At 70.8% G+C, this 18,088-nt stretch carries 16 protein-coding genes and 1 pseudogene; 7 read left to right on the top strand and 10 right to left on the bottom strand.

The window, feature by feature from the left end; translation table 11 throughout:
* Nucleotides 1–36: 36 nt before the first annotated feature.
* Nucleotides 37–993, top strand: a complete 957-nt coding sequence (locus AMK18_RS08135) for an ROK family protein (RefSeq protein ID WP_239079210.1) — start codon at nt 37–39, stop codon at nt 991–993.
* An 8-nt stretch (nt 994–1,001) separates the two neighbouring features.
* Here the strand turns inward: AMK18_RS08135 and AMK18_RS08130 are convergent, their stop codons facing one another.
* The 5 genes from AMK18_RS08130 to AMK18_RS08110 are packed head-to-tail and all read right to left on the bottom strand — an operon-like array spanning nt 1,002 to nt 6,103.
* Nucleotides 1,002–1,820, bottom strand: a complete 819-nt coding sequence (locus AMK18_RS08130; RefSeq protein WP_073862245.1) for an ATP-binding cassette domain-containing protein — start codon at nt 1,818–1,820, stop codon at nt 1,002–1,004.
* On the bottom strand, nt 1,817–2,644 hold the full coding sequence (locus tag AMK18_RS08125) for an ATP-binding cassette domain-containing protein (RefSeq protein WP_018104764.1): 828 nt from the start codon (nt 2,642–2,644) through the stop codon (nt 1,817–1,819). The genes AMK18_RS08130 and AMK18_RS08125 overlap by 4 nt, the downstream gene beginning before the upstream one ends.
* Nucleotides 2,641–3,552: an ABC transporter permease gene (locus AMK18_RS08120; RefSeq protein WP_073862244.1), complete on the bottom strand. Its 912-nt coding sequence runs from the start codon at nt 3,550–3,552 to the stop codon at nt 2,641–2,643. Before AMK18_RS08120 ends, AMK18_RS08125 begins: the two co-directional genes overlap by 4 nt.
* A complete protein-coding gene (locus tag AMK18_RS08115; protein WP_073862243.1) occupies nt 3,549–4,529 on the bottom strand; it encodes an ABC transporter permease in 981 nt (326 codons plus the stop codon). The genes AMK18_RS08120 and AMK18_RS08115 overlap by 4 nt, the downstream gene beginning before the upstream one ends.
* Nucleotides 4,529–6,103 carry an ABC transporter substrate-binding protein gene (locus AMK18_RS08110; RefSeq protein WP_073862242.1) on the bottom strand — a complete coding sequence of 525 codons (1,575 nt, stop codon included), beginning with the start codon at nt 6,101–6,103 and terminating at the stop codon, nt 4,529–4,531. The genes AMK18_RS08115 and AMK18_RS08110 overlap by 1 nt, the downstream gene beginning before the upstream one ends.
* Before the next feature lie 54 nt (nt 6,104–6,157).
* Here AMK18_RS08110 and AMK18_RS08105 point away from each other — a divergent pair, with 54 nt between their 5' ends.
* The 4 genes from AMK18_RS08105 to AMK18_RS08085 all read left to right on the top strand — a co-directional run bounded on the left by AMK18_RS08105 (nt 6,158) and on the right by AMK18_RS08085 (nt 11,128).
* Entirely contained in the window at nt 6,158–7,063 is a 906-nt protein-coding gene (locus AMK18_RS08105; RefSeq protein ID WP_073862241.1) for an IclR family transcriptional regulator, read from the top strand.
* 146 nt (nt 7,064–7,209) lie between these two features.
* Nucleotides 7,210–8,205, top strand: a complete 996-nt coding sequence (locus AMK18_RS08100; protein ID WP_073862324.1) for a serine hydrolase domain-containing protein — start codon at nt 7,210–7,212, stop codon at nt 8,203–8,205.
* 487 nt (nt 8,206–8,692) lie between these two features.
* Nucleotides 8,693–10,675 (top strand): discoidin domain-containing protein, encoded by a 1,983-nt coding sequence (locus tag AMK18_RS08090; protein ID WP_073862240.1) that lies wholly within the window; start codon nt 8,693–8,695, stop codon nt 10,673–10,675.
* A 237-nt stretch (nt 10,676–10,912) separates the two neighbouring features.
* Complete coding sequence (locus tag AMK18_RS08085) at nt 10,913–11,128, top strand: hypothetical protein (RefSeq protein WP_073862239.1); 216 nt, start codon at nt 10,913–10,915, stop codon at nt 11,126–11,128.
* Between the two features lie 533 nt (nt 11,129–11,661).
* Here the strand turns inward: AMK18_RS08085 and AMK18_RS34365 are convergent.
* Nucleotides 11,662–11,787, bottom strand: a pseudogene (locus AMK18_RS34365) (IS5 family transposase); the annotation flags it as partial.
* Nucleotides 11,788–12,392: 605 nt separating this feature from the next.
* Complete coding sequence (locus AMK18_RS08070; RefSeq protein ID WP_073862323.1) at nt 12,393–12,968, bottom strand: TetR/AcrR family transcriptional regulator C-terminal domain-containing protein; 576 nt, start codon at nt 12,966–12,968, stop codon at nt 12,393–12,395.
* An 82-nt stretch (nt 12,969–13,050) separates the two neighbouring features.
* Here AMK18_RS08070 and AMK18_RS08065 point away from each other — a divergent pair, with 82 nt between their 5' ends.
* Nucleotides 13,051–14,298 (top strand): FAD-dependent monooxygenase, encoded by a 1,248-nt coding sequence (locus AMK18_RS08065; RefSeq protein WP_073862322.1) that lies wholly within the window; start codon nt 13,051–13,053, stop codon nt 14,296–14,298.
* A gap of 97 nt (nt 14,299–14,395) precedes the next feature.
* Here AMK18_RS08065 and AMK18_RS08060 read toward each other — a convergent pair whose 3' ends face one another.
* From AMK18_RS08060 to AMK18_RS08050, 3 genes are all read right to left on the bottom strand, one after another.
* Entirely contained in the window at nt 14,396–15,142 is a 747-nt protein-coding gene (locus AMK18_RS08060) for a class I SAM-dependent methyltransferase (RefSeq protein WP_073862238.1), read from the bottom strand.
* Nucleotides 15,143–15,364: 222 nt separating this feature from the next.
* On the bottom strand, nt 15,365–16,270 hold the full coding sequence (locus AMK18_RS08055) for a S41 family peptidase (RefSeq protein WP_073862237.1): 906 nt from the start codon (nt 16,268–16,270) through the stop codon (nt 15,365–15,367).
* A gap of 110 nt (nt 16,271–16,380) precedes the next feature.
* Nucleotides 16,381–17,136, bottom strand: coding sequence for a nucleoside 2-deoxyribosyltransferase domain-containing protein (locus AMK18_RS08050; RefSeq protein WP_241836492.1), 756 nt, complete (start codon nt 17,134–17,136; stop codon nt 16,381–16,383).
* Between AMK18_RS08050 and AMK18_RS08045 the strand changes: the two genes are divergently transcribed.
* Nucleotides 17,127–17,882 carry a vWA domain-containing protein gene (locus AMK18_RS08045; protein ID WP_073862236.1) on the top strand — a complete coding sequence of 252 codons (756 nt, stop codon included), beginning with the start codon at nt 17,127–17,129 and terminating at the stop codon, nt 17,880–17,882. The genes AMK18_RS08050 and AMK18_RS08045 overlap by 10 nt on opposite strands.
* Nucleotides 17,883–18,088: the final 206 nt, after the last annotated feature.

The raw sequence follows: 18,088 nt of genomic DNA, 5'->3' as shown, positions 1-18,088 counted from the left end.
TGTCTCCCCGGTCCGGGGGCATGACAGAGTCGGCGCATGGCGCATGAACGTATTCCTTTGCGGTTGGTTCCCGACCTGCGGCCGGACGAGCCGGCCGGCCGGGACGGCGGTGTGCTGGGCGCCGTCGAGGTGCTGCCCGGTCTGGTGCGTGCCGCGCTGCTCACCCGCGCCGGAGCCGTGCGCGCGCGGACGGAGGCCCGCTTCGACCCGGCCGGCTCGGACCCGTCCCTGGTGGACGCGGCGCTGCGCGAGGCCGCTGCGGTCTTCGACGGGCAGTCCCTGCTCGGGGTGGGCGTGGCGGCGGCCGGTGTGGTGGACCCCGTGGCGGGCCGGATCATCGAGGTGAACGACGCCCCGGCGCTGCGCGGCCACCCGGTGGCCGACCGGCTCGCGGACCTGTCGGGCGCACCGGTGCGGGTCGAGCACCGGGCGCGTGTGCAGGTGCTCGGTGACCGCTGGTTCGGTGCGGGGCGCGGCCGGCGCTCGTTCGCCTCCGTCGCGACCGGCGACGTCCTCGGCGTCGGCATCCTCTACGAAGGGGAGGTGCTCGCCCCGGCCGGCGGCCGCAGCGGTGCCCACATGACGGTCACCGCGAGCGGTGAGTTCTGTACCTGCGGACGGCGTGGCTGCTGGAAGACCGTGGCGACGACCCGGTGGCTGCGTGAGCGCGCCGCCGAGCACGGCTTCTCGCAGGGCGAGGCCACGCTGGCGGCCCTGGTGGCGTCCGACGCACCGGCCGCCGCCCGTCTTGTCGACCGGTACGCGGAGAACCTGGTGCTGGGCCTGGCCACCGTCCAGCAGCTGTTCGCGTGCGGCCTGTTCGTGCTGCACGGCGAGGCCCTGGACGGCGGCGAGCCGTTCCGGGCCCTGGTCGAGTCGCGGCTGCGCGCCGACGCGCTCGGCGGCGGCGAGCTGCCCACCGTGGTCCTGGGCGAGGCCGCGGACACCGGCACGCTGCTGGGGGCGGCGGGGCTGGTGCTGTCGGGGAGCTAGGGCCGCCCTCACGCGCCGACGCCTCCCAGGATCCGGCGGCCGGCTTCGGGGACGGGTACGGCGTCCAGGAGGCGCCGGGTGTAGGCGTCCTCGGGCGAGGTGAACACCTGGTCCGCGGTGCCGGACTCGACGATGCGGCCCTGTCGCATCACGGCCACCCGGTCGGCGATCTGCCGCACCACGGCCAGGTTGTGCGAGATGAAGAAGTAGGTCAGGCCGAGGCGGTCCTGGAGATCGGCGAGCAGGTCGAGTACGCGGGCCTGCACGGACACGTCGAGCGCGCTCGTCGGTTCGTCCAGCACGACCAGGCGCGGTTCCAGCGCGAGGGCCCGTGCGATGGAGATGCGCTGGCGCTGCCCGCCGGAGAACTCGTGCGGATAGCGGTCGAGGATGCCCGCGTCCAGGCCGACGGCGTCGAGGAGTTCCCCGGCCCGGTCGCGTGCCTTCGCCCGGCCGCGCCGCCCGCGGGCCCATTCCTCGTGGGTGACCAGGGGCTCCCCGACGATGTCGGCGATGCGGAGTCGCGGGTTCATGCTGGAGTACGGGTCCTGAAGCACGACCTGCATCTGCCGGCGCAGTGGCCTCAGCGCCGCCCCCTTCAGGGCGAGGAGGTCCGTGCCGTCGAACCGTACGCTGCCGGCGGTGGGTTCGAGCAGCCGCAGCAGCAGCCGGGTGAGCGTCGTCTTGCCGCAGCCGGACTCGCCGACCAAGGCGTAGGTCTCGCCTTCCCGGACGGTGAGCGAGACATCGTCCACGGCGACGCTCGGCGGCCGGCCGGGGAACTCCTTGCGCAGTCCTTCGATCTCGAGCAGCGGGGTCGTGGTCATGCGACGGGCTCCAGTCGGGGGGTGGCGGCCAGCAGCTCGCGTGTGTACGGGGCGGCGGGGCGCGTGAAGACCTGTTCGACGTCGCCGGTCTCAACGACCTCGCCGTGCCGCATGACGACGACGCGGTCGGCGGTCTCGGCGACGACGCCCAGGTCGTGGGTGATCAGCAGCACGGCCATGCCGTGGCGCCGCTGGAGCCGTACGAGTAGCTCCAGGATCTGTCGCTGCACCGTCACGTCGAGCGCCGTGGTGGGCTCGTCCGCGATGAGGACGCGGGGGCGGGCCACGAGGGCGGACGCGATCATGACGCGTTGGCGCAGACCGCCGGAGAGCTCGTGCGGGTACTGCCCGTAGCGCCGCTCCGGGTCGGGGATGCCGACCTCGTCCAGCGCGGTCAGCGCGGCCCGGCGGGCCTCGGCGCGGGTGTGGTCGCCGTGCAGCCGCAGCACCTCGGACACCTGGTCCCCCACCCGCTGGAGGGGGTCGAGGCTGGTCATCGGATCCTGGAAGACCATGGAAATCCGGGAGCCGCGGATCTTGCGGAGTTCCTTCTCGCGCAGGGCGAGTACGTCCCGGCCGTCGAGCAGCACCTGGCCGCCCGCGTACACGCACGGAGGTTCCGGGTTCAGGCGCATCGCGGACAGGGCGGTGGCGGACTTGCCGCTGCCGGACTCGCCGACGACGGCCAGCGTCTCGCCGGCGGCGACCGAGAGGTTCACTCCGCGTACGGCGTGCACGGTGGAGGAGGCGAGTGCGAAGTCGACGCGGAGGTCCCGGAATTCGAGGACGGGCTCGGCGGGCGGGGTCTGTGCGGAGTCGGTCATCGGCGGTACGCCTTCGGGTCCGCGACGTCGCGCAGCGCGTCGCCCAGGATGTTGATGGAGAGCGAGGTGAGCATGAGGGCGATGCCGGGGAAGACGGCGATCCACCAGGAGGTGCCGAGGTAGAGCTGTCCGTCGGCGAGCATGCCGCCCCAGGTCACCGTCTCCTTGGGGACGCCGAGGCCCAGGTAGCTGAGCGACGCCTCGGCGACGATGGCGGACGCGATGTGCAGCGTGCCGATGGTGGCCAGGGGTGCCATGACGTTGGGCAGCAGGTGGCGCCGCATGATGGCGAGGTCGCCGACGCCGATCGCGCGGGCCTCGGTGACGAAGTCGCGGGTGCGCAGCGACAGGACTTCGGAGCGCACGACGCGGGCGTACGACACCCAGCCGGTGACGCCGATCACGAGGATCACATAGCCGAGGCCCGAGCCGACGAATCCGACGACGGCGAGCGCCAGCAGGATCGCGGGGAAGGCGAGCTGGACGTCGGCGAACCGCATCACGACCCGGTCGGTCCAGCCGCCGAGGTACCCGGAGGCGAGGCCGGCGAGGGTGCCGATCACACCGGCGAGCAGGGCCGCGCCCGCGCCGACGAGCAGGGAGACCCGGGTGCCGTAGACGACCCGGGAGAGCAGGTCGCGGCCGAGCTGGTCGGTGCCGAGCAGATGGGCGCTGTCGCCCCCGGGCTGCCAGGCGGGCGGCTGGAGCCTGCCGAGGAGGTTCTGGGCGGCCGGGTCGGCGGGCGCGATCAGGGGTGCGAACAGCGCGCACACGACGATCAGCAGGAGGAAGACGAGCGCGACGGCGGCGAGCCGGTTGCGGAGCAGTGAGCGCAGCACGGAGGGCTGGGCGGAGACGGGAGCGGGGGCGGTGGAAGGGGCCGTGGGGGCGGGGGCGGTGGTGGTCATCGGGAGTTCCTCACCCTCGGGTCGAGGAGGCCGTAGGACAGGTCCACGAGCAGGTTCACCACGACGAAGGTGGCGGCGAACAGCAGCACGGTGCCCTGGACCAGGGGGAAGTCGCGGTTGGCGATGGCTTGGACAGTCAGCTGGCCGACGCCGGGCCAGGAGAAGACCTGCTCGGTGAGGATCGCGCCGCCGAGCAGGCTGCCGATCTCCAGCCCGACGACCGTCACCACGGGCAGCGACGCGTTGCGCAGTCCGTGCCGGAGCACGGTGCGTACCGGTCCCAGGCCGCGGGCGCGTGCCGTACGGATGTGGTCGGAGCCGAGCACGTCGATCAGTGAGGAGCGCAGCAGCCGTGCGACGACGGCGACGGAGTAGACGGCCAGGGTGACCGACGGCAGTACGAGGTGGGCGAAGGTGCCGTATCCGGAGGCGGGCAGCGCGTGCAGGCCGACGGCGAACACGAGGATGAGCAGGATGCCCACCCAGAAGGCGGGGGTCGACTGGCCGATCAGGACGGCCGTGATGACACCGCGGTCGGCGGCCTTGCCGCGCCGCATCGCGGCGATCGTGCCGGCGGGCAGGGCGATCACCAGCGTCACGACGAGGGCGCCGGCCGCGAGCAGCAGCGTCGCGGGGATGCGGTCGGCCAGGACCGTGCGGACCGGCTGGTTGTAGAAGAGGGAGTTGCCGAAGTCGAAGCGCGGCAGGCCCCACAGGTAGTCCAGGTACTGCGTGAGCAGCGGCCGGTCAAGGCCCAGGCTGTGCCGCAGCACGGCCTCCTGCTGGGCGGTGGCGTCGGGGGGCAGCATCACCTTCACCGGGTCGCCGGAAAGGCGTACCAGGAAGAACACGACGGTGGCGGTGCACAGCAGGACCAGGAGTGCGGTGCCGAGGCGGGAGACGGCGGGCCGCAGGACGGCCCAGGCGCGACTGGGCCCGGAGACCTGTACGCCGGGTGCGGTCAGGGTCTGGCTCATCACACGGCCACCTTCGCGCTCGCCATGTCCAGCACCCCTGCGGCGCCGGGCGTCCAGCTCGGCCGGGTGTTGTGCACGTAGATGTTGTCGATCTGGTAGAGGGGAACGAACGGCGCCTCGTCCTTGATGAGTTGCTGGAGTTCGGAGAAGGCGCGGCGGCGCACGTCCGGATCGACGGACAGTTCCTCGCGGTCCACGAGCTGGTCGGCGCGCTTGTGGTGCCAGCGGCTCTGCCGCCGGTCGCTGCGCACGTTCGACTGGAGCATGCTCTCGCCGTCCATGGTCCAGACGGTGGACGCGGCGAGATAGATGGGGCCGAGCGCGCCGTGGTTGGAGGAGGTGAGGCGCTGGGAGTACGTGCCCGGGTCGAGCAGGTTCACCCTGGCCCGGACACCGGTGCGGGCCAGCAGGCCGGCGATGGCCTCGGCCACGTTGGCGTCCAGGTTGGAGGCGGTGATCGAGGTGCTGATGCCGTCGGGGTGACCGGCCTCGGCCAGCAGTGCGCGGGCCTTGGTGAGCGAACGTTCGAAGGGCTTCACGGACTCGTCGAAACCGAAGGCACCGCGCGGGATCATCGCCGGGACCTCGGTGGCCTTCCCGCCGAGCACGGCCTTGATGAGCAGGGGCACGTCGATGGCGTGGTTGAGCGCCTGCCGTACGCGCCGGTCGCGCAGCGGTCCCTCGGTGAGGGTGTCGAGCGAGAGGTACGAGGTGCGGATGCCGGTGTGGTGGCCGATCTCCACGCCCGGGTAGCCGGCCAGTTGCTGCGCCGCGTCGGGGGTCATGCCCGCCACGATGTCGACGCCCCCGCTCTGCAACGCGGCCAGCGCGGAGGAGGAGTTGGGGGCGGGTACGAAGACGAGTTCGTCGACGTGCGGGCGGCCCTGCCAGTGGTGGTCGTAGGCGGCGAGGCGCAGTTCGTGGTCGCGCTGCCAGTGCCGGAACGTGAACGGGCCGGTGCCCACCGGGTGTGCGGCGAAGCCCTCGTCGCCGACCTTCGCGAGGTAGCGCGGGGGTACGACGACGCCGCCGAACAGGGACAGCTTCGCGGGAAGGATCGGGTCGTGCACCGAGGTGCGGACATCGACCGTGTACGGGTCGACCACCTTGACGCCTTCGACGTAACGCAGTTCCACGATGGGCGACTTCGTCGCGGGGTCGAGCAGCCGCTCGATGCTGAAGCGGACGGCCTCGGCGTCGCACGGCTCCCCGTTGTGGAAGGTGACGCCCCGGCGCAGCTCGAACCGCCACACCTTGGGCTCAACGGCCTTCCAGGACAGGGCGATCCGTGGCTGGAGCGAGTTGTCGCGGCCCCGCGTGGTGAGCGTGTCGAACATGTTGATCAGGGCGTTCATCGACGTCATGTCGCCCTGCTTGTGCGGGTCCATCGTCTTCGGGTCCCCGGTCTGGGAGACCCGCAGCACATTGCCGGCCGAGGCCGCCGACGGGGCTCCGCACCCGGTCAGCAGGGCGGGAGCGGCGAGAGCGGGCACCGCGAGGCCACTCAGGCGCAGCACCGAACGGCGGGAGAACCCGAGTCCCGGGCCGCCTCCCCCTTCACGTATTCGTTCCATTGGACAACACACTCGTTCCGGTGAATGGAATGCAGTTCGGGTAAGGTAGGCCACATGGGGAAACCGGTCAACAGTCGTTCGCAGAAGCAGACCTCCGCCGCGCTGCCCGTCGGCGCCTCCGGAGCGAATATCGCACCGCCCGCCCCCGGCCCGGTGGACAAGGCGATGGAAGTCCTGACGGCCCTCGCCGAGGCGGGCGCCCCGCATCGCCTCGCGGACCTCGCCCGGAGTACTGGACTGGCCAAACCGACCGTGCACCGGCTGCTCCGCGCGCTCGCCGCGTCGGGCTACGCCGAGCCGGGCCCGGGGGGCAGCTACCGGCCGGGACCCCGGCTCCTCGGCCTGGCCGCGGGTGTGCTCGCCGACGACGCCGCGCTGCGCAGGGTCGGGCCGGTTCTGGACGAACTCCGCGTGCGCACCGGGCTGTTCGCTTCGTACGTGGTCCGCGACGACCGCACCGTCATCCATCTGGACGTCCGCGCTCCGGCGCAGGACTTCGGCCTCGGCCTGACCCCCGGCTTCCGCGAACCGCTCACCTCGGGGGCAGCGGGCCTCGCCCTGCTCGCCGCCCTGCCGGCCGCGGAGCGCGAACCGCTGTCCGCCGGCCCCGACGGTGCGCCCGCCGACGAGGTGACCCGCGCGGTCCTGTCCGCGGCGGCCCGGGACGGCTACGCCTTCGACGGCTCCGACGCCTGGCTCGACCGCCGTGCGCTCGCCGCCCCGGTGCGCGATGCGACCGGCCGCGCGGTGGGGGCCCTCGTGCTCACCGGTCTCGCCTTCACGCTCGACGAGGCGGCGGCGCGGCTTTACGGGCCGGTGGTGCGGTCGGCCGCCGCCGCGGTCTCGGCGGGCCTGGCCGCGCAGCCCGGCGCACGGCTCGGTCTGGTGCCGGGCCACGACCGCGATACGGATTCCGGCCCGGGGGCCGCCGGAAGCGGCGGGGCGGAGGAGTCCCGGTGAGCGCGGACAGGAACTCGGCGACGCCCGCCGGGGCGCGAGGGACCACCTCCGGCCCGAACGGCCCGACGCCCGCCGGCGCGCGGGGGGCTGCCCCCGGCCCGAGCGGCGCGGCGCCCCCCGAGGCCCGGGCGGCCGCCCGGCGCCGGCTGCTGGAGGACGGACGGGCGCGCGGTCTCTACTCCGGTGCCGCCTGGTCGCTCGGCGGCACGGAGGGGCCGTGGGACCGCGGCTGGACGGGCACCCGCGCGCAGGGGGGACCCCCGCTGGACGGCAACGATCTCTGGGACCTCGCATCCGTGACCAAACCGCTGGCGGGCCTGGTCGTCATGGCACTGGTCGACCGGGGCGAGCTCGGCCTCGGCGACACCGTCGGACAGCATCTGGCCCGCTACGCGGACAGCCGGCACGCCCCCCGTACGATCGCCCAACTCCTCGACCACACCTCGGGGTTGCCGGGCGGGGTACCGCTCTACCGCGACCACCCGACCCGTGAGTCCCTGCTGACGGCGCTCGGCACACTGCCGCGCACCGCTGCGCCCGGCACCCGGGTCACGTACTCGTCCCAGGGGTTCATCCTGCTCGGCCTCATCGCCGAACAGGTCACGGGCCGGGGCCTGGACGAGCTGATGAGCGAGCTCGTGTGCGCACCTCTCGGCCTCACCGACACCTGCTTCCGGCCGACGCCCGCCCAGCGGGGGCGTGCGGTGGCCACGGAAGCCTGCCCCTGGCGTGGCCGGACCGTCGTCGGCGAGGTGCACGACGAGAACGCGGTGGTACTCGGCGGCGTCGCCGGACACGCGGGCCTCTTCTCCACGCTCGCGGACCTGGAACGCCTCGCGCTCGCTCTCCTGGGCGGCGGCCTCCCACTGCTGGAGCCGGACACCCTCACGCTGATGACCACTCCGCGCACGGACCACCTCAACCTGCGCCGCGCCCTGGCCTGGCAGGGGCAGGACTCGACCGGTTCCCCGGTGGGCGGCACCTTCGGCCCGGCTTCGTACGGTCACACGGGATTCACCGGCACGAGCCTGTGGCTCGACCCGGCGGCCGGGCGCTACGCGGTCCTGCTCACCAACCGCGTCCATCCCAGCCGCGTGGAGCGTGGATTCACCGAGCTGAGGCGGGAGTTCCACACCCTCTGATCACGGAACGCGACGGGGGCCCGCACGCCGAGCGAGCTGTCCGAGGTCGCGGGCCCCGTGCCCGTGGTGCTCGTCGGTCACTCCATGGGAGCCCGGCGGCTCTCCGTGCGGCCGCCGATCCGCAGGTGAGGGGCGTGATCGCACTGGCCATCCGGTGCCCGTCGGGCGAGTCCGCCTCCCATCCCGGAGGTCGCACGGTGATCGCCCTCCACGACGAGAGCGACCGCATCACCCGGGCCGGCGACACCTGGTCCTACCTCACCCGCGCGCAGGCCGCCGGAGCGGCGCCCAGTCGGGGCGAAGGGCGTCCCCGGAGCGGTCGGCCGCCCCACACACGCAGAAGCTCTGTTTTTTCATCTATATGACGACCTCTTGCGAGGACGTGTCCACGTCAATACAGTTCCCGGCGTGAAGTTGCAGCGCTATCGGCGGCTCGTTCGCGACCCCCCGGGGCGCCGTGGTGGAGAACTGATCGGAGGAATTCTCGGTGGGATTCACGCGGCGCACGTTCTTGCAAGCGGCGACGGCGGCGGGACTGACAGGAGTCATCGCGGGCGGGGAGGCCGCACTCGCGCACGCCTCGTTCGCGGCCAGCGGCCCGGGGGACGTGGTGGGCAAGGTGACCGTGGGGTATCAGGGCTGGTTCGCCTGCAAGGGCGACGGCGCCCCGATCGACGGCTGGTGGCACTGGGCGCGGAACTGGGGAGAGACCCCCTCCGCGTCCAACCACGCCATCGTGGCCTGGCCCGATGTCCGTGAGTACCCGGCCACGTACCGGACCGCCTTCGGCAACCTCGGCAACGGGCAGCCGGCCTCGCTGTTCTCGTCCTACGACCAGTCCACCGTCGACACCCACTTTCGGTGGATGAAGCAGTACGGCATCGACGCGGCGGCCCTCCAGCGCTTCAACCCGACCGGCGGCGAAGGGCCGACCCGCGACGCGATGGCGAGCAAGGTACGCGCAGCCGCCGAGGCCGAGGGCGTCAAGTTCTACATCATGTACGACGTGTCCGACTGGACGTCCATGCAGACGGCCATCAAGGCCGACTGGACCGCCAAGATGCGTGCGCACACCGACTCTTCCGCCTATGCCCGGCAGAACGGCAAACCGGTGGTGTGCATCTGGGGCTTCGGCTTCAACGACGCCCAGCGGCCGTTCACCCCGGAAGCCTGTCTGGACGTGCTGAACTGGTTCAAGGCCCAGGGCTGCTACGTCATCGGAGGGGTTCCGACATGGTGGCGAACGGGCGACCGGGACTCCCGGCCGGGCTTCGGCGACGTCTACCACGCCTTCGACATGCTCTCGCCGTGGCTGGTCGGCCGGATCGGCAACGCCGGCGACGCCGACAACTTCTACAACGCCGCGACCATGCCCGACCTCGCCGAGTGCGCCGCGCACGGCATCGACTACCAGCCGTGCGTCCTGCCCGGCGGGGTCACCGAACGCCAGCGCGCTCATGGTGACTTCATGTGGCGGCAGTTCTACAACATGGGCCGGGCCCAGGTGGCCAGTGTCTACATCTCCATGTTCGACGAGTACAACGAGGGCAACCAGATCGCAAAGACCGCGGAGTCCCGGGACTGGGTACCGGCCGGGTCGGGCTTCCTCGCGCTCGACGAGGACGGCACGGCCTGCTCGTCCGACTACTACCTCCGGCTGACCGGCGACGGCGGCCGCATGCTCAAGGGCCAGCTCCCCCTCACCGCCACCCGGCCGACCCCACCGCTCGTCGGCGGCAACGGCAACCAGCCGCCGACCGCCCCCGGTAATCCGCGCGCCACCACCGTCACCGACACCACCGTCACGCTGGCCTGGACCGCCTCGACGGACGACTCCGGTGTGACGGGGTACCGCGTGCGCCGGATCACCGGTGACACGGTCACCCCCGTGGGCACCGCTCCGGGGAACACCACCACGTACACGGTGAGCGGCCTCTCCCCGTCGACCTCGTACACCTTCGACGTCCAGGCGCTCGACTCCACAGGCACCGTGTCCGCGGCCTCGGCCCGGGTCACCGCCACCACGGCGGCCGGCGGCGGCACCCCCACCGGCGACCTGGCGCTGCGCCGGCCGGTCTCCGAAAGCAGTCACACCCAGACCTACGGCGCGAGCAACGCCGTGGACGGCGATCCGGGCACGTACTGGGAGAGCGCCAACCACGCCTTCCCCCAGTGGCTCCAGGTCGACCTGGGCACTGCCACAGACGTCCGTCGCATCGTTCTCGCCCTGCCGCCGTCCACCAGCTGGGGCGCGCGCACGCAGGCCGTCACCGTCCAGGGCAGCACCGACGGCGCCTCCTTCTCCATGCTGCGCGGTAGCACAGACTGCTCCTTCGACCCGCTCACCGGGAACACCGCCACTCTGACCCTCCCCGCCTCCACGACCACCCGCCATCTGCGGCTCGTCTTCACCGCCAACACGGGCTGGCCGGCGGGCCAGCTCGCGCAGCTCCAGGTGTACGGCACCTGACCCCGGAAGCGGACGACGGCCCCGGGCCCCTGCGGCCCGTGGGGCAGTCGGCCCGGCAGCGCGCCGACGCGGCGCACCCGGCCCCCGCGCACCAAGTTCCCGGTCCGGATCGGTCGCGTTACCGCTGATGGTCCCGGTGCCTGCGCGCTCGCCGGCTCGGCGCTCGCCCTGGCCTTCCACAGGGCTGCGGTTCGAGGGTGTCTTTGAGGCCGCCGCGCTCAGCGGGGCGGCCCGAAGATGAGGGAGCCGCCCATTCCCGAGAACACCGTCGTCACGCCGCTCGCCCCGATGGAGCCGGCCGACATCGCCAACGCCTTCGCCTACATCCAGGAGTGGCACGCCAGGGACATCGACACCGCCGACGCGGTCGCCGACGACATCGGCCCGGGAATTCTGTTTCGAGCCGTGCGTGCACTCCTTCCTCGCCGCCGCGCTCGGGCGGCGGCTGCTTGAGGCCGTGGGACTCGCCGGGTGAGTTCGTCGCGCACGGCTTCGTCGCGGTGCGGGGCTCGGTCTGCTCCAGGGTGCCGAAGCGCAGCGCTTGGAGCTCGTCGGCGCTGGTCCGCGATCCGCAGTGCTTCGCGCAGTTCGACTTCCCGGGCGGCGGCGAGCTCGGCCTGAGCGGCGTCGTCGCTGTCCGGGTCGTGGACCGTGCCCGGCGCGGCCGCGGCGAGCAGCTGGTCCAGGCTCTCCTACTTCGCGAGCTCCCCCGGCCGCGAAGGTCGTCGGCCAGGTCCTCGTGGCGGGACCCCTGCCGGGCGTCGAAGCGGGCGTCATCGAGGGCCGCCGCGATGGCGCCGACGCCGATACCCTTCGCCCGGCGCCGTACGACACGGCCGCCGATCGGGGCCGGATCAACTGGCTCGCGGGGCGCGGCGACGCGCGGGGCGGGCGGTCGGCGGGTGCTCTCGCCGGGCGGCCAGAACCGGGTCGTCTTCGGTCTCGCATTCATCGTGCGGATTCGGTGCGGGCCACAGCCAGAGCGCGACGATGCTCCGCTTCCTGCCGACGATCTTCTTGCCGGCGTCGATGCCCTGGCTCGAGGCCGGAATGCTGTTGGAGGTCTTCACGCTCTGGGCCTCGATCAGACATGCCGATGGTTCACCGTTCCTGCTCTTCTTTCTCCCGGCGAGATCGTCTCTTCCCCTGCGGGGAAGAGGTGTCGCCAGAAGGAAAGACTGGCCCAAGGCCCCTGGTCTGCAGTGGAAGGCCCCGCTGGATTTTCCACATGCAACCTGTTGAGCAACCCCGATCGCAACATGAGTTCGACTTCTTGCAAGTCCACCCTTCGGGCAAACCGTTTGAGCAACCAGCCGCCGTGCGGCGATGCCGGCGCGCGAACGGTCCGCACAGACGCTTCAGCGATGCTGCCTGCTCTGTCTCGCCCAACGCCGAGCCGATGTTCTCTTCCCGATGCTCTGCGACGGCTTCTTCTACGCATCTCTGCCAGCCGCAGCGGGCTGATATTCAGCAACCTCGCCGCTCGCGGGGCAGTCACGCTCGTCGACCGAGTCGATCACAACCGGATGACCACAACTGGCTGCTGGGCGCGAGCTTCATGGTGGACGTGCGGCGCGTTCGGCCGACGGCTTCCGACAGGCGCTGCGGTGTGGCTGATCGGGCCGGCGGCCCTGAGGGGCTGCGCGACTCCTGGGACGTCTCACCCGCGATGAGACGGGCCCCGAGGCCTTGGCGTCCTTAGCTCACCCGTCGGAGGTCAGTGGGCGGTGTCGGGAGCAGCGGTGTGCTGCTCGAGGCCTCCGAGGATGAGGGCGAGGCCCGCTTCGAAGGCCGCCTCGTGATCGAGTGCGGGGACATTGTCCGGCAGGTCCTCCGGGTCCGGCGCGTCGGCGTCGGCCTGCTCCTCCAGGACACATCCGACGGTGAAGCGGCCGGCGGCCAGCATCGCCATCTGTGCCTGCCGCTCGGGTACACCGGAGGCGATCAGGAAAGTCATCTTCCGACGGATCCGGTCCAGATCGCCGGTCGGCGTGCTGCCGGCGTGCAGGCGGGCGCCGTCGCGGCGCAGCAGCAGGGTGCGGCGAAAGCTGCGCGAGTTGTCCAGGAACCACCGGCGCCAGTCGTCCCCGGGCTCTGGCAGGGCGGCGTGGGCGTGCGGGGCCATGGCCGCCTCCGCCATTGCGGCCAGCAGGTCCTTCTTGGTCTTGAAGTGGTAGTAGAGCGAGGGCTGCTCCACGCCCAGGCGTTTGGCCAGTCGCCGGGTGCTGACGTTTTCCAGGCCCACGTCGTCCAGCAGGTCCAGCGCCTCAGAGACGGCGATCTCACGGTTCATCTTCGTCACGTTGACAATCTATCGGTGATAGAAGAATCTGGAAAGACAGAACCGATCACCGATAGATTTTGGAGTGCGGATCATGACGAACAAGATCGCCAATCGTTCCCTGCGGATCCTGGTGGCCGGGGGCGGCGTTGCGGGGCAGGCGCTGGCCTACTGGCTCACGCGCGGTGGGCACGCGGTGACGGTCGTCGAGCGGTCCCCAGCGCTACGCGCCTCGGGGGCGCAGGTGGATCTGCGAGGGCAGGGCATCGAGGCGGTGGAGCGCATGGGGCTGCTTCGGGAGGTGCGCAGTCGGCTGGTGGACGAGGCGGGCGTGGCGTTCGTCGATTCCTGCGGGAAACCGAGGGCAACGATCATGGCCAACACCTCCGGCAAGGGCCGCCAGACCCTGACATCGGAGTACGAGATCATGCGCGGTGACCTGGTGCGCATCCTCCACAACGCGACGAGGGACGACGCCGAGCATGTCTTCGGTATGAGCGTTGACGGATTTGACCAGCACTCCGACCGGGTCACCGCGCACTTCTCTGACGGGACGTCGGGCGAGTACGACCTGCTGATCGGCGCAGACGGGCAGGGCTCGCGTACCCGCAGGGCGCTGCTGCCGCCGGGCTTCGATCCGTACTGGCGCGTGGGTATCCACATGGCGTACTGGTTTGTGCCGCGGATTGCCTCCGACACCAACATTCGCGACACCTACATGGTCCCGGGCGGGCGGCAGATCATGCGGCGCAGCCACAACGCGACGGAGACCCAGGTGTACTTCGTGATGCGCGAGGAGTCGGCGGAAGCGTCCGCGATCCATCGCGCTCCCGTCGAGCAGCAGCAGGCGTTCTGGGCCGAGCGGTTCAAGGACGCCGGCTGGCAGACCGAGCGGTTCGTCGCGGGGATGAAGGACAGCCCGTTCTTCTACTCCCAGGAGATCGCCCAGGTCCGCATCGACCGCTGGTCCAAGGGGCGGGTGGTCCTGGCGGGGGACGCCGCGCACTGCGCCTCCCCTTACAGCGGCATGGGTATCTCCGGCGGCCTGGTCGGCGCCTACGTTCTGGCCGGGGAGGTCAACCGGAACCCGGCCGACCTGCCGGCCGCGCTGGCGAACTACGAACAGGTCCTGCGGCCCTTCGTCGACGAGATCCAGGGAGCGGTCAACCCCCGCATCCTGCGCGTGGGCATGCCCCTCAGTAAGCACGCCATCAGCGCGTTCCAGAGCGTCACCGCGCTGGCCTGCTTCCTGCACATCCCCGACGTGGTCGCCCGCATGTCGAGAAAGGACCGCGGCGGCGACTGGCAGCTCCCGGCCTTCGCCGACGCGTACGCCGCCTGAGCGACGGGCCGAATCCACCCTTCGATCCTGAGCCAGCCTGCGAGACCAGAGCCGCGCCTCTGTCCGCTGGCGGTTGCCAACGTGTCGCAGCGCCGTGTCAGCAGGTGGTGACAGCCAAGCTGACGACGTAGTGCTCCTCGACCATCCGGTTCGGGAAGACCTCAGTCAGGAGGTCGTGCTCCTTGGCGATAAAGGTGTTCGTTGCTTCCTTGCCGAGGACGAGGAAGTCGGAGTAGCTGGCGAGGTTGGCGAGGTGCATGTCAAGTGGAACGCTCCGGGTCCACGGCACGTGCCGATGGACGAAGCCGAGCTCGGACGGCAGTCCGCGGAACCGGGCCATGGGGTCGTGAGGGCTGTCGTCAGCACCGAAAAGCCGGCGCAAGCGCGCGTCCTGGTTGGCAATCCACGGAATGGTGCTGTCTGAGTCGTTCCACCAGAGGGCGAGTGCACCACCGGTGCGTAGGACTCGGAGAGCTTCCGGAACGGATTTGCGCTGATCGGTCCAGTGCCAGGCTTGGGCATAGGTGAGGACGTCGACGGAGGCGGAGGCCAGCGGCAGGTTGTTGCCGTCCCCGATCACAAGGGGGACGTCGGGCAGGGTGAGACGGAACTGGGAGGCCATCCCGGGGCCGGGTTCGACAGCGATGACGTTCGCACCGCGGGCGCGGAGAAGCATTGTCGCCAGTCCGGTGCCGGCCCCGACGTCGGCGACGCGAGCGCCCTCCAATGGGCGGCCGGTGAGTTCCTCGACCGCGTCGAGCAATTCGGACGGGTATGAAGGACGGTTCGCAGCGTAGCCGGCGGCAGCCGTGTCGAACGAGCGGGCCTGCGAGGAGATGGTCATACGAACATTGTTGACGGCTGCAGGTACTTGACGCCGGACTTTGACCCTTTCCGGCGACAACAGGTAGTCACCCAGGACGTCGGAGAATGCACCAGCGTGACGGACAGTTCGCCGCCCAGGGCGGGCGGCGAACGTTGAGGCAGAGTCGTCGGACGTCAACTGTTGTTGGCTTGCTCTTCGGCTCGTGCTCGGGCGGTGGGGAGGCGGCCCGGCACCCGGTAGTCACGGAGCCTTGCGGCAACCGTCTTGAGTGCTGAGCCAGTCTGTAGCCGTCGTCAACACTTGGTCGTGGCCGTGCGTGATCGGGACACTCACGTCAGGCGTGATGGGTCCGTTGTACAGGTGCCCGTTCCGGTCGGCTTCGCGGGCCACGGTCAGGATGACCAGTGCGCCGTCGGAGAGCCGGTACGGAGCGTTCGCCGTAGGGACACCGGCTGTCGACTGCCCGAACGTGCGGGTGTTGGGCCGGCCTCGGAACGCGATGGTGACGGCCTCCGCGGCACTCGCAGTCCTCCGGCTGGTCAGCACGGCCACCGGCGGCATCGGCCGTGCGAGAGACGGAGCGGAACCCCATTCGTCCACGTACTGGCGCGGTGTGCCGTTCTCGATCGTCCACGGAACCTTCTTGCCGTCCGCGTAGACAGCTTCGCCGACCGTCCCGTCGCCGAGGATGGGCCCCACGGCTGCGAGCGGCCCCCACATATCCCCGCCGCTGTTGCTCCGCATGTCGATGACCCAGCCGCAGGTGCCCTGTTCATCGATCTTGCTGACGGTCGAACGTCCCGCGCGGACGTACGGGGCTGCAACACGGTCGGACGGGACCGGCGGGAGCGCCAGATAACCGAAGGCACCCGCGAGGTGGCGGCCTTCGGGGAGCATGAGGTCATCAGCCGGCGCGTTCAGGGCTTGGGACGCTTCCTGGGGGTCGAAAAAAGTGCTGTGCCGGTCGTCCAGGTCTCTCAGCGCCTGCCGGATCGCTCCATAGGTCTCGGCAGGTGTCTGTGCTTTCCGGGCACGAGCAACGGCGTCCCGACGGAGCTTCGGCCAGTCCACGTCTGCTGTGACGAGGGAGTGCTTCTCCATCACATCCAGTGCGGAAGTCAGGTAGGCGCTTGCCTTCGGCGTCATCCCGCTTGCCGTCCCGACATTACCTTCGGCCGTGGATCCCGCCACCGCCAATGCGGCGCAAACGAGCGCCGACTTGGCCACACCAGATATTCGGCCTCTTGTCTGCATCCTCATGGAAGTTCCTCTTCCTGAACCGCCCGGACGAAACGGCAGTCGGGCCCGCAGTGGCACCGGACATTCTCCATCCCCGGCCCGCCTTGACCGCACGAGTCTCCTGGCCTTGGATCTTGACCAAACGCATGGGGGCACCCCCCTCCGGTGCCGACTGCGCCGGACGCCGCGACCGATCTATACAGGACTACCGGGAGTTGACGAAGGAGAGAGAAGCCGCGACGGTGTCCGGCACCGTCTGACACACGGGCGCGCCGTGGCGGTGGGCGACCCAGATGAGGTAGCGGTTGCGTTCGGGGTTGGGGCAGTCGGGTGGACAGCCGAGGACGATGTTGCGCTGGGCGATGTCGAGGCCGAACTCGACGTTGGTGGTGAACCCCGGCAGGGTCGCGGGGGATCCAGTAGAGGATGACGTCGGCCTGTTCGCGGACTTCGGTCTCCCAGCCGACCTGGTCGTCGTAGTGGGCGGCGCGGATGCTGTCGCGGGACTCGGGTGAGAAGACCGTCAGCGGGACGTCGCTGTCCCACTGGGTGTCGAGTTCGGCGATCGCGGTCGGCCGCCAGGAGTCGACGGGTCTGCTCAAGCGCGGGGTCGGCCCGGCCAGAAAGAGCGTCCGCGGAACTGTACGACAACCACTACGTCGACAGCCCTGTCTGGCGGATTCCGCGCGTGCCGGCCAGGCGGATCGTCGGCGGAGATCGCGAACGGGGGTGGTATCCGGCGGCCTGGCCTCAAGATGGGGACGTGAGTTCATCCAACAGCCGGAAGTCCGCCCCGGCCATCAGTCTGTCCAAGGTGATCGAGTACGCGCCCGATCTGGTGCCCCTCTACGAGGCAGCGGGCAGCAGTGTGCGTGCGCACGGGCTGGAGGGCACACGGGCCGCCGTGTACCTGGTGCTGGACCGTTCCGGGTCGATGCGGCCCTACTACCGGGACGGCACGATGCAGCGCCTGGCCGAGCAGGTGTTGTCGCTGTCGGCGCACCTCGACGACGACGGTGTCGTCCCGGTGGTGTTCTTCTCCACGGACGTCGACGGGTCCACCGATCTGGAGCTGGGCCGGCACCACGGGCATGTCAGCACGATGCACGAGCGTCTCGGCCACATGGGCCGTACGAACTACCACTGGGCGATGGACGCGGTCATAGACCACTACATGGCCTCGGACAGCAGCGCCCCGGCCCTGGTCGTCTTCCAGACCGACGGCGGGCCGACCAGCAGGTTCGCCGCCGAACGGTATCTCTGCAAAGCGGCCCGGCTGCCGCTGTTCTGGCAGTTCATCGGGTTCGGTGATCCCGAGGACAACGAGTTCGCGTTCCTGCGCAAGCTCGACACCCTCGCCGTTCCGGCCCGTCGCGTCGTCGACAACGCCGGCTTCTTTCACGCGGGCCGCACGCCGGGGGCCGTCGACGACGATCAGCTGTTCGACCAGCTTCTGCAGGAGTTCCCCCAGTGGCTGGAGGCGGCGCGCGCCGCGCGGGTGCTGGAGTGGGCGCCGTAGTCGGGCCGTTGCCGGGGGTGGGGCCGACAGCCAATTGGCTTAGGGCCCCCTCCCCCGCGCCTCCGTACGGCCCTTCAGGTTGTCGTCGGTCGCCTGCGGGAGGCGGGTCCGTTGACCGTCAACTCAACTGACCGATGCGCGCGGCTCGGCCGGGGCGAAGAGTGGGACACCGTAGACCCGTCCCACGGAGGGACCCGGTGGAGAGG

Source organism: Streptomyces sp. CB01249, from assembly GCF_001905735.1.
GTDB lineage: Bacteria > Actinomycetota > Actinomycetes > Streptomycetales > Streptomycetaceae > Streptomyces.
Note: the sequence above shows the minus strand (reverse complement) of the source record. Positions and strands in the feature narration are given on the sequence as shown.

Excerpts from the sequence above, each read along its gene's own strand:
- AMK18_RS08135 (WP_239079210.1), top strand. The coding sequence starts at position 37 with ATGGCGCATGAACGTATTCCTTTGCGGTTGGTTCCCGACCTGCGGCCG.
- AMK18_RS08130 (WP_073862245.1), bottom strand. The coding sequence starts at position 1,820 with ATGACCACGACCCCGCTGCTCGAGATCGAAGGACTGCGCAAGGAGTTC.
- AMK18_RS08125 (WP_018104764.1), bottom strand. The coding sequence starts at position 2,644 with ATGACCGACTCCGCACAGACCCCGCCCGCCGAGCCCGTCCTCGAATTC.
- AMK18_RS08120 (WP_073862244.1), bottom strand. The coding sequence starts at position 3,552 with ATGACCACCACCGCCCCCGCCCCCACGGCCCCTTCCACCGCCCCCGCT.
- AMK18_RS08115 (WP_073862243.1), bottom strand. The coding sequence starts at position 4,529 with ATGAGCCAGACCCTGACCGCACCCGGCGTACAGGTCTCCGGGCCCAGT.
- AMK18_RS08110 (WP_073862242.1), bottom strand. The coding sequence starts at position 6,103 with ATGGAACGAATACGTGAAGGGGGAGGCGGCCCGGGACTCGGGTTCTCC.
- AMK18_RS08105 (WP_073862241.1), top strand. The coding sequence starts at position 6,158 with ATGGGGAAACCGGTCAACAGTCGTTCGCAGAAGCAGACCTCCGCCGCG.
- AMK18_RS08085 (WP_073862239.1), top strand. The coding sequence starts at position 10,913 with ATGAGGGAGCCGCCCATTCCCGAGAACACCGTCGTCACGCCGCTCGCC.
- AMK18_RS08070 (WP_073862323.1), bottom strand. The coding sequence starts at position 12,968 with ATGAACCGTGAGATCGCCGTCTCTGAGGCGCTGGACCTGCTGGACGAC.
- AMK18_RS08065 (WP_073862322.1), top strand. The coding sequence starts at position 13,051 with ATGACGAACAAGATCGCCAATCGTTCCCTGCGGATCCTGGTGGCCGGG.
- AMK18_RS08060 (WP_073862238.1), bottom strand. The coding sequence starts at position 15,142 with ATGACCATCTCCTCGCAGGCCCGCTCGTTCGACACGGCTGCCGCCGGC.
- AMK18_RS08055 (WP_073862237.1), bottom strand. The coding sequence starts at position 16,270 with ATGACGCCGAAGGCAAGCGCCTACCTGACTTCCGCACTGGATGTGATG.
- AMK18_RS08050 (WP_241836492.1), bottom strand. The coding sequence starts at position 17,136 with ATGAACTCACGTCCCCATCTTGAGGCCAGGCCGCCGGATACCACCCCC.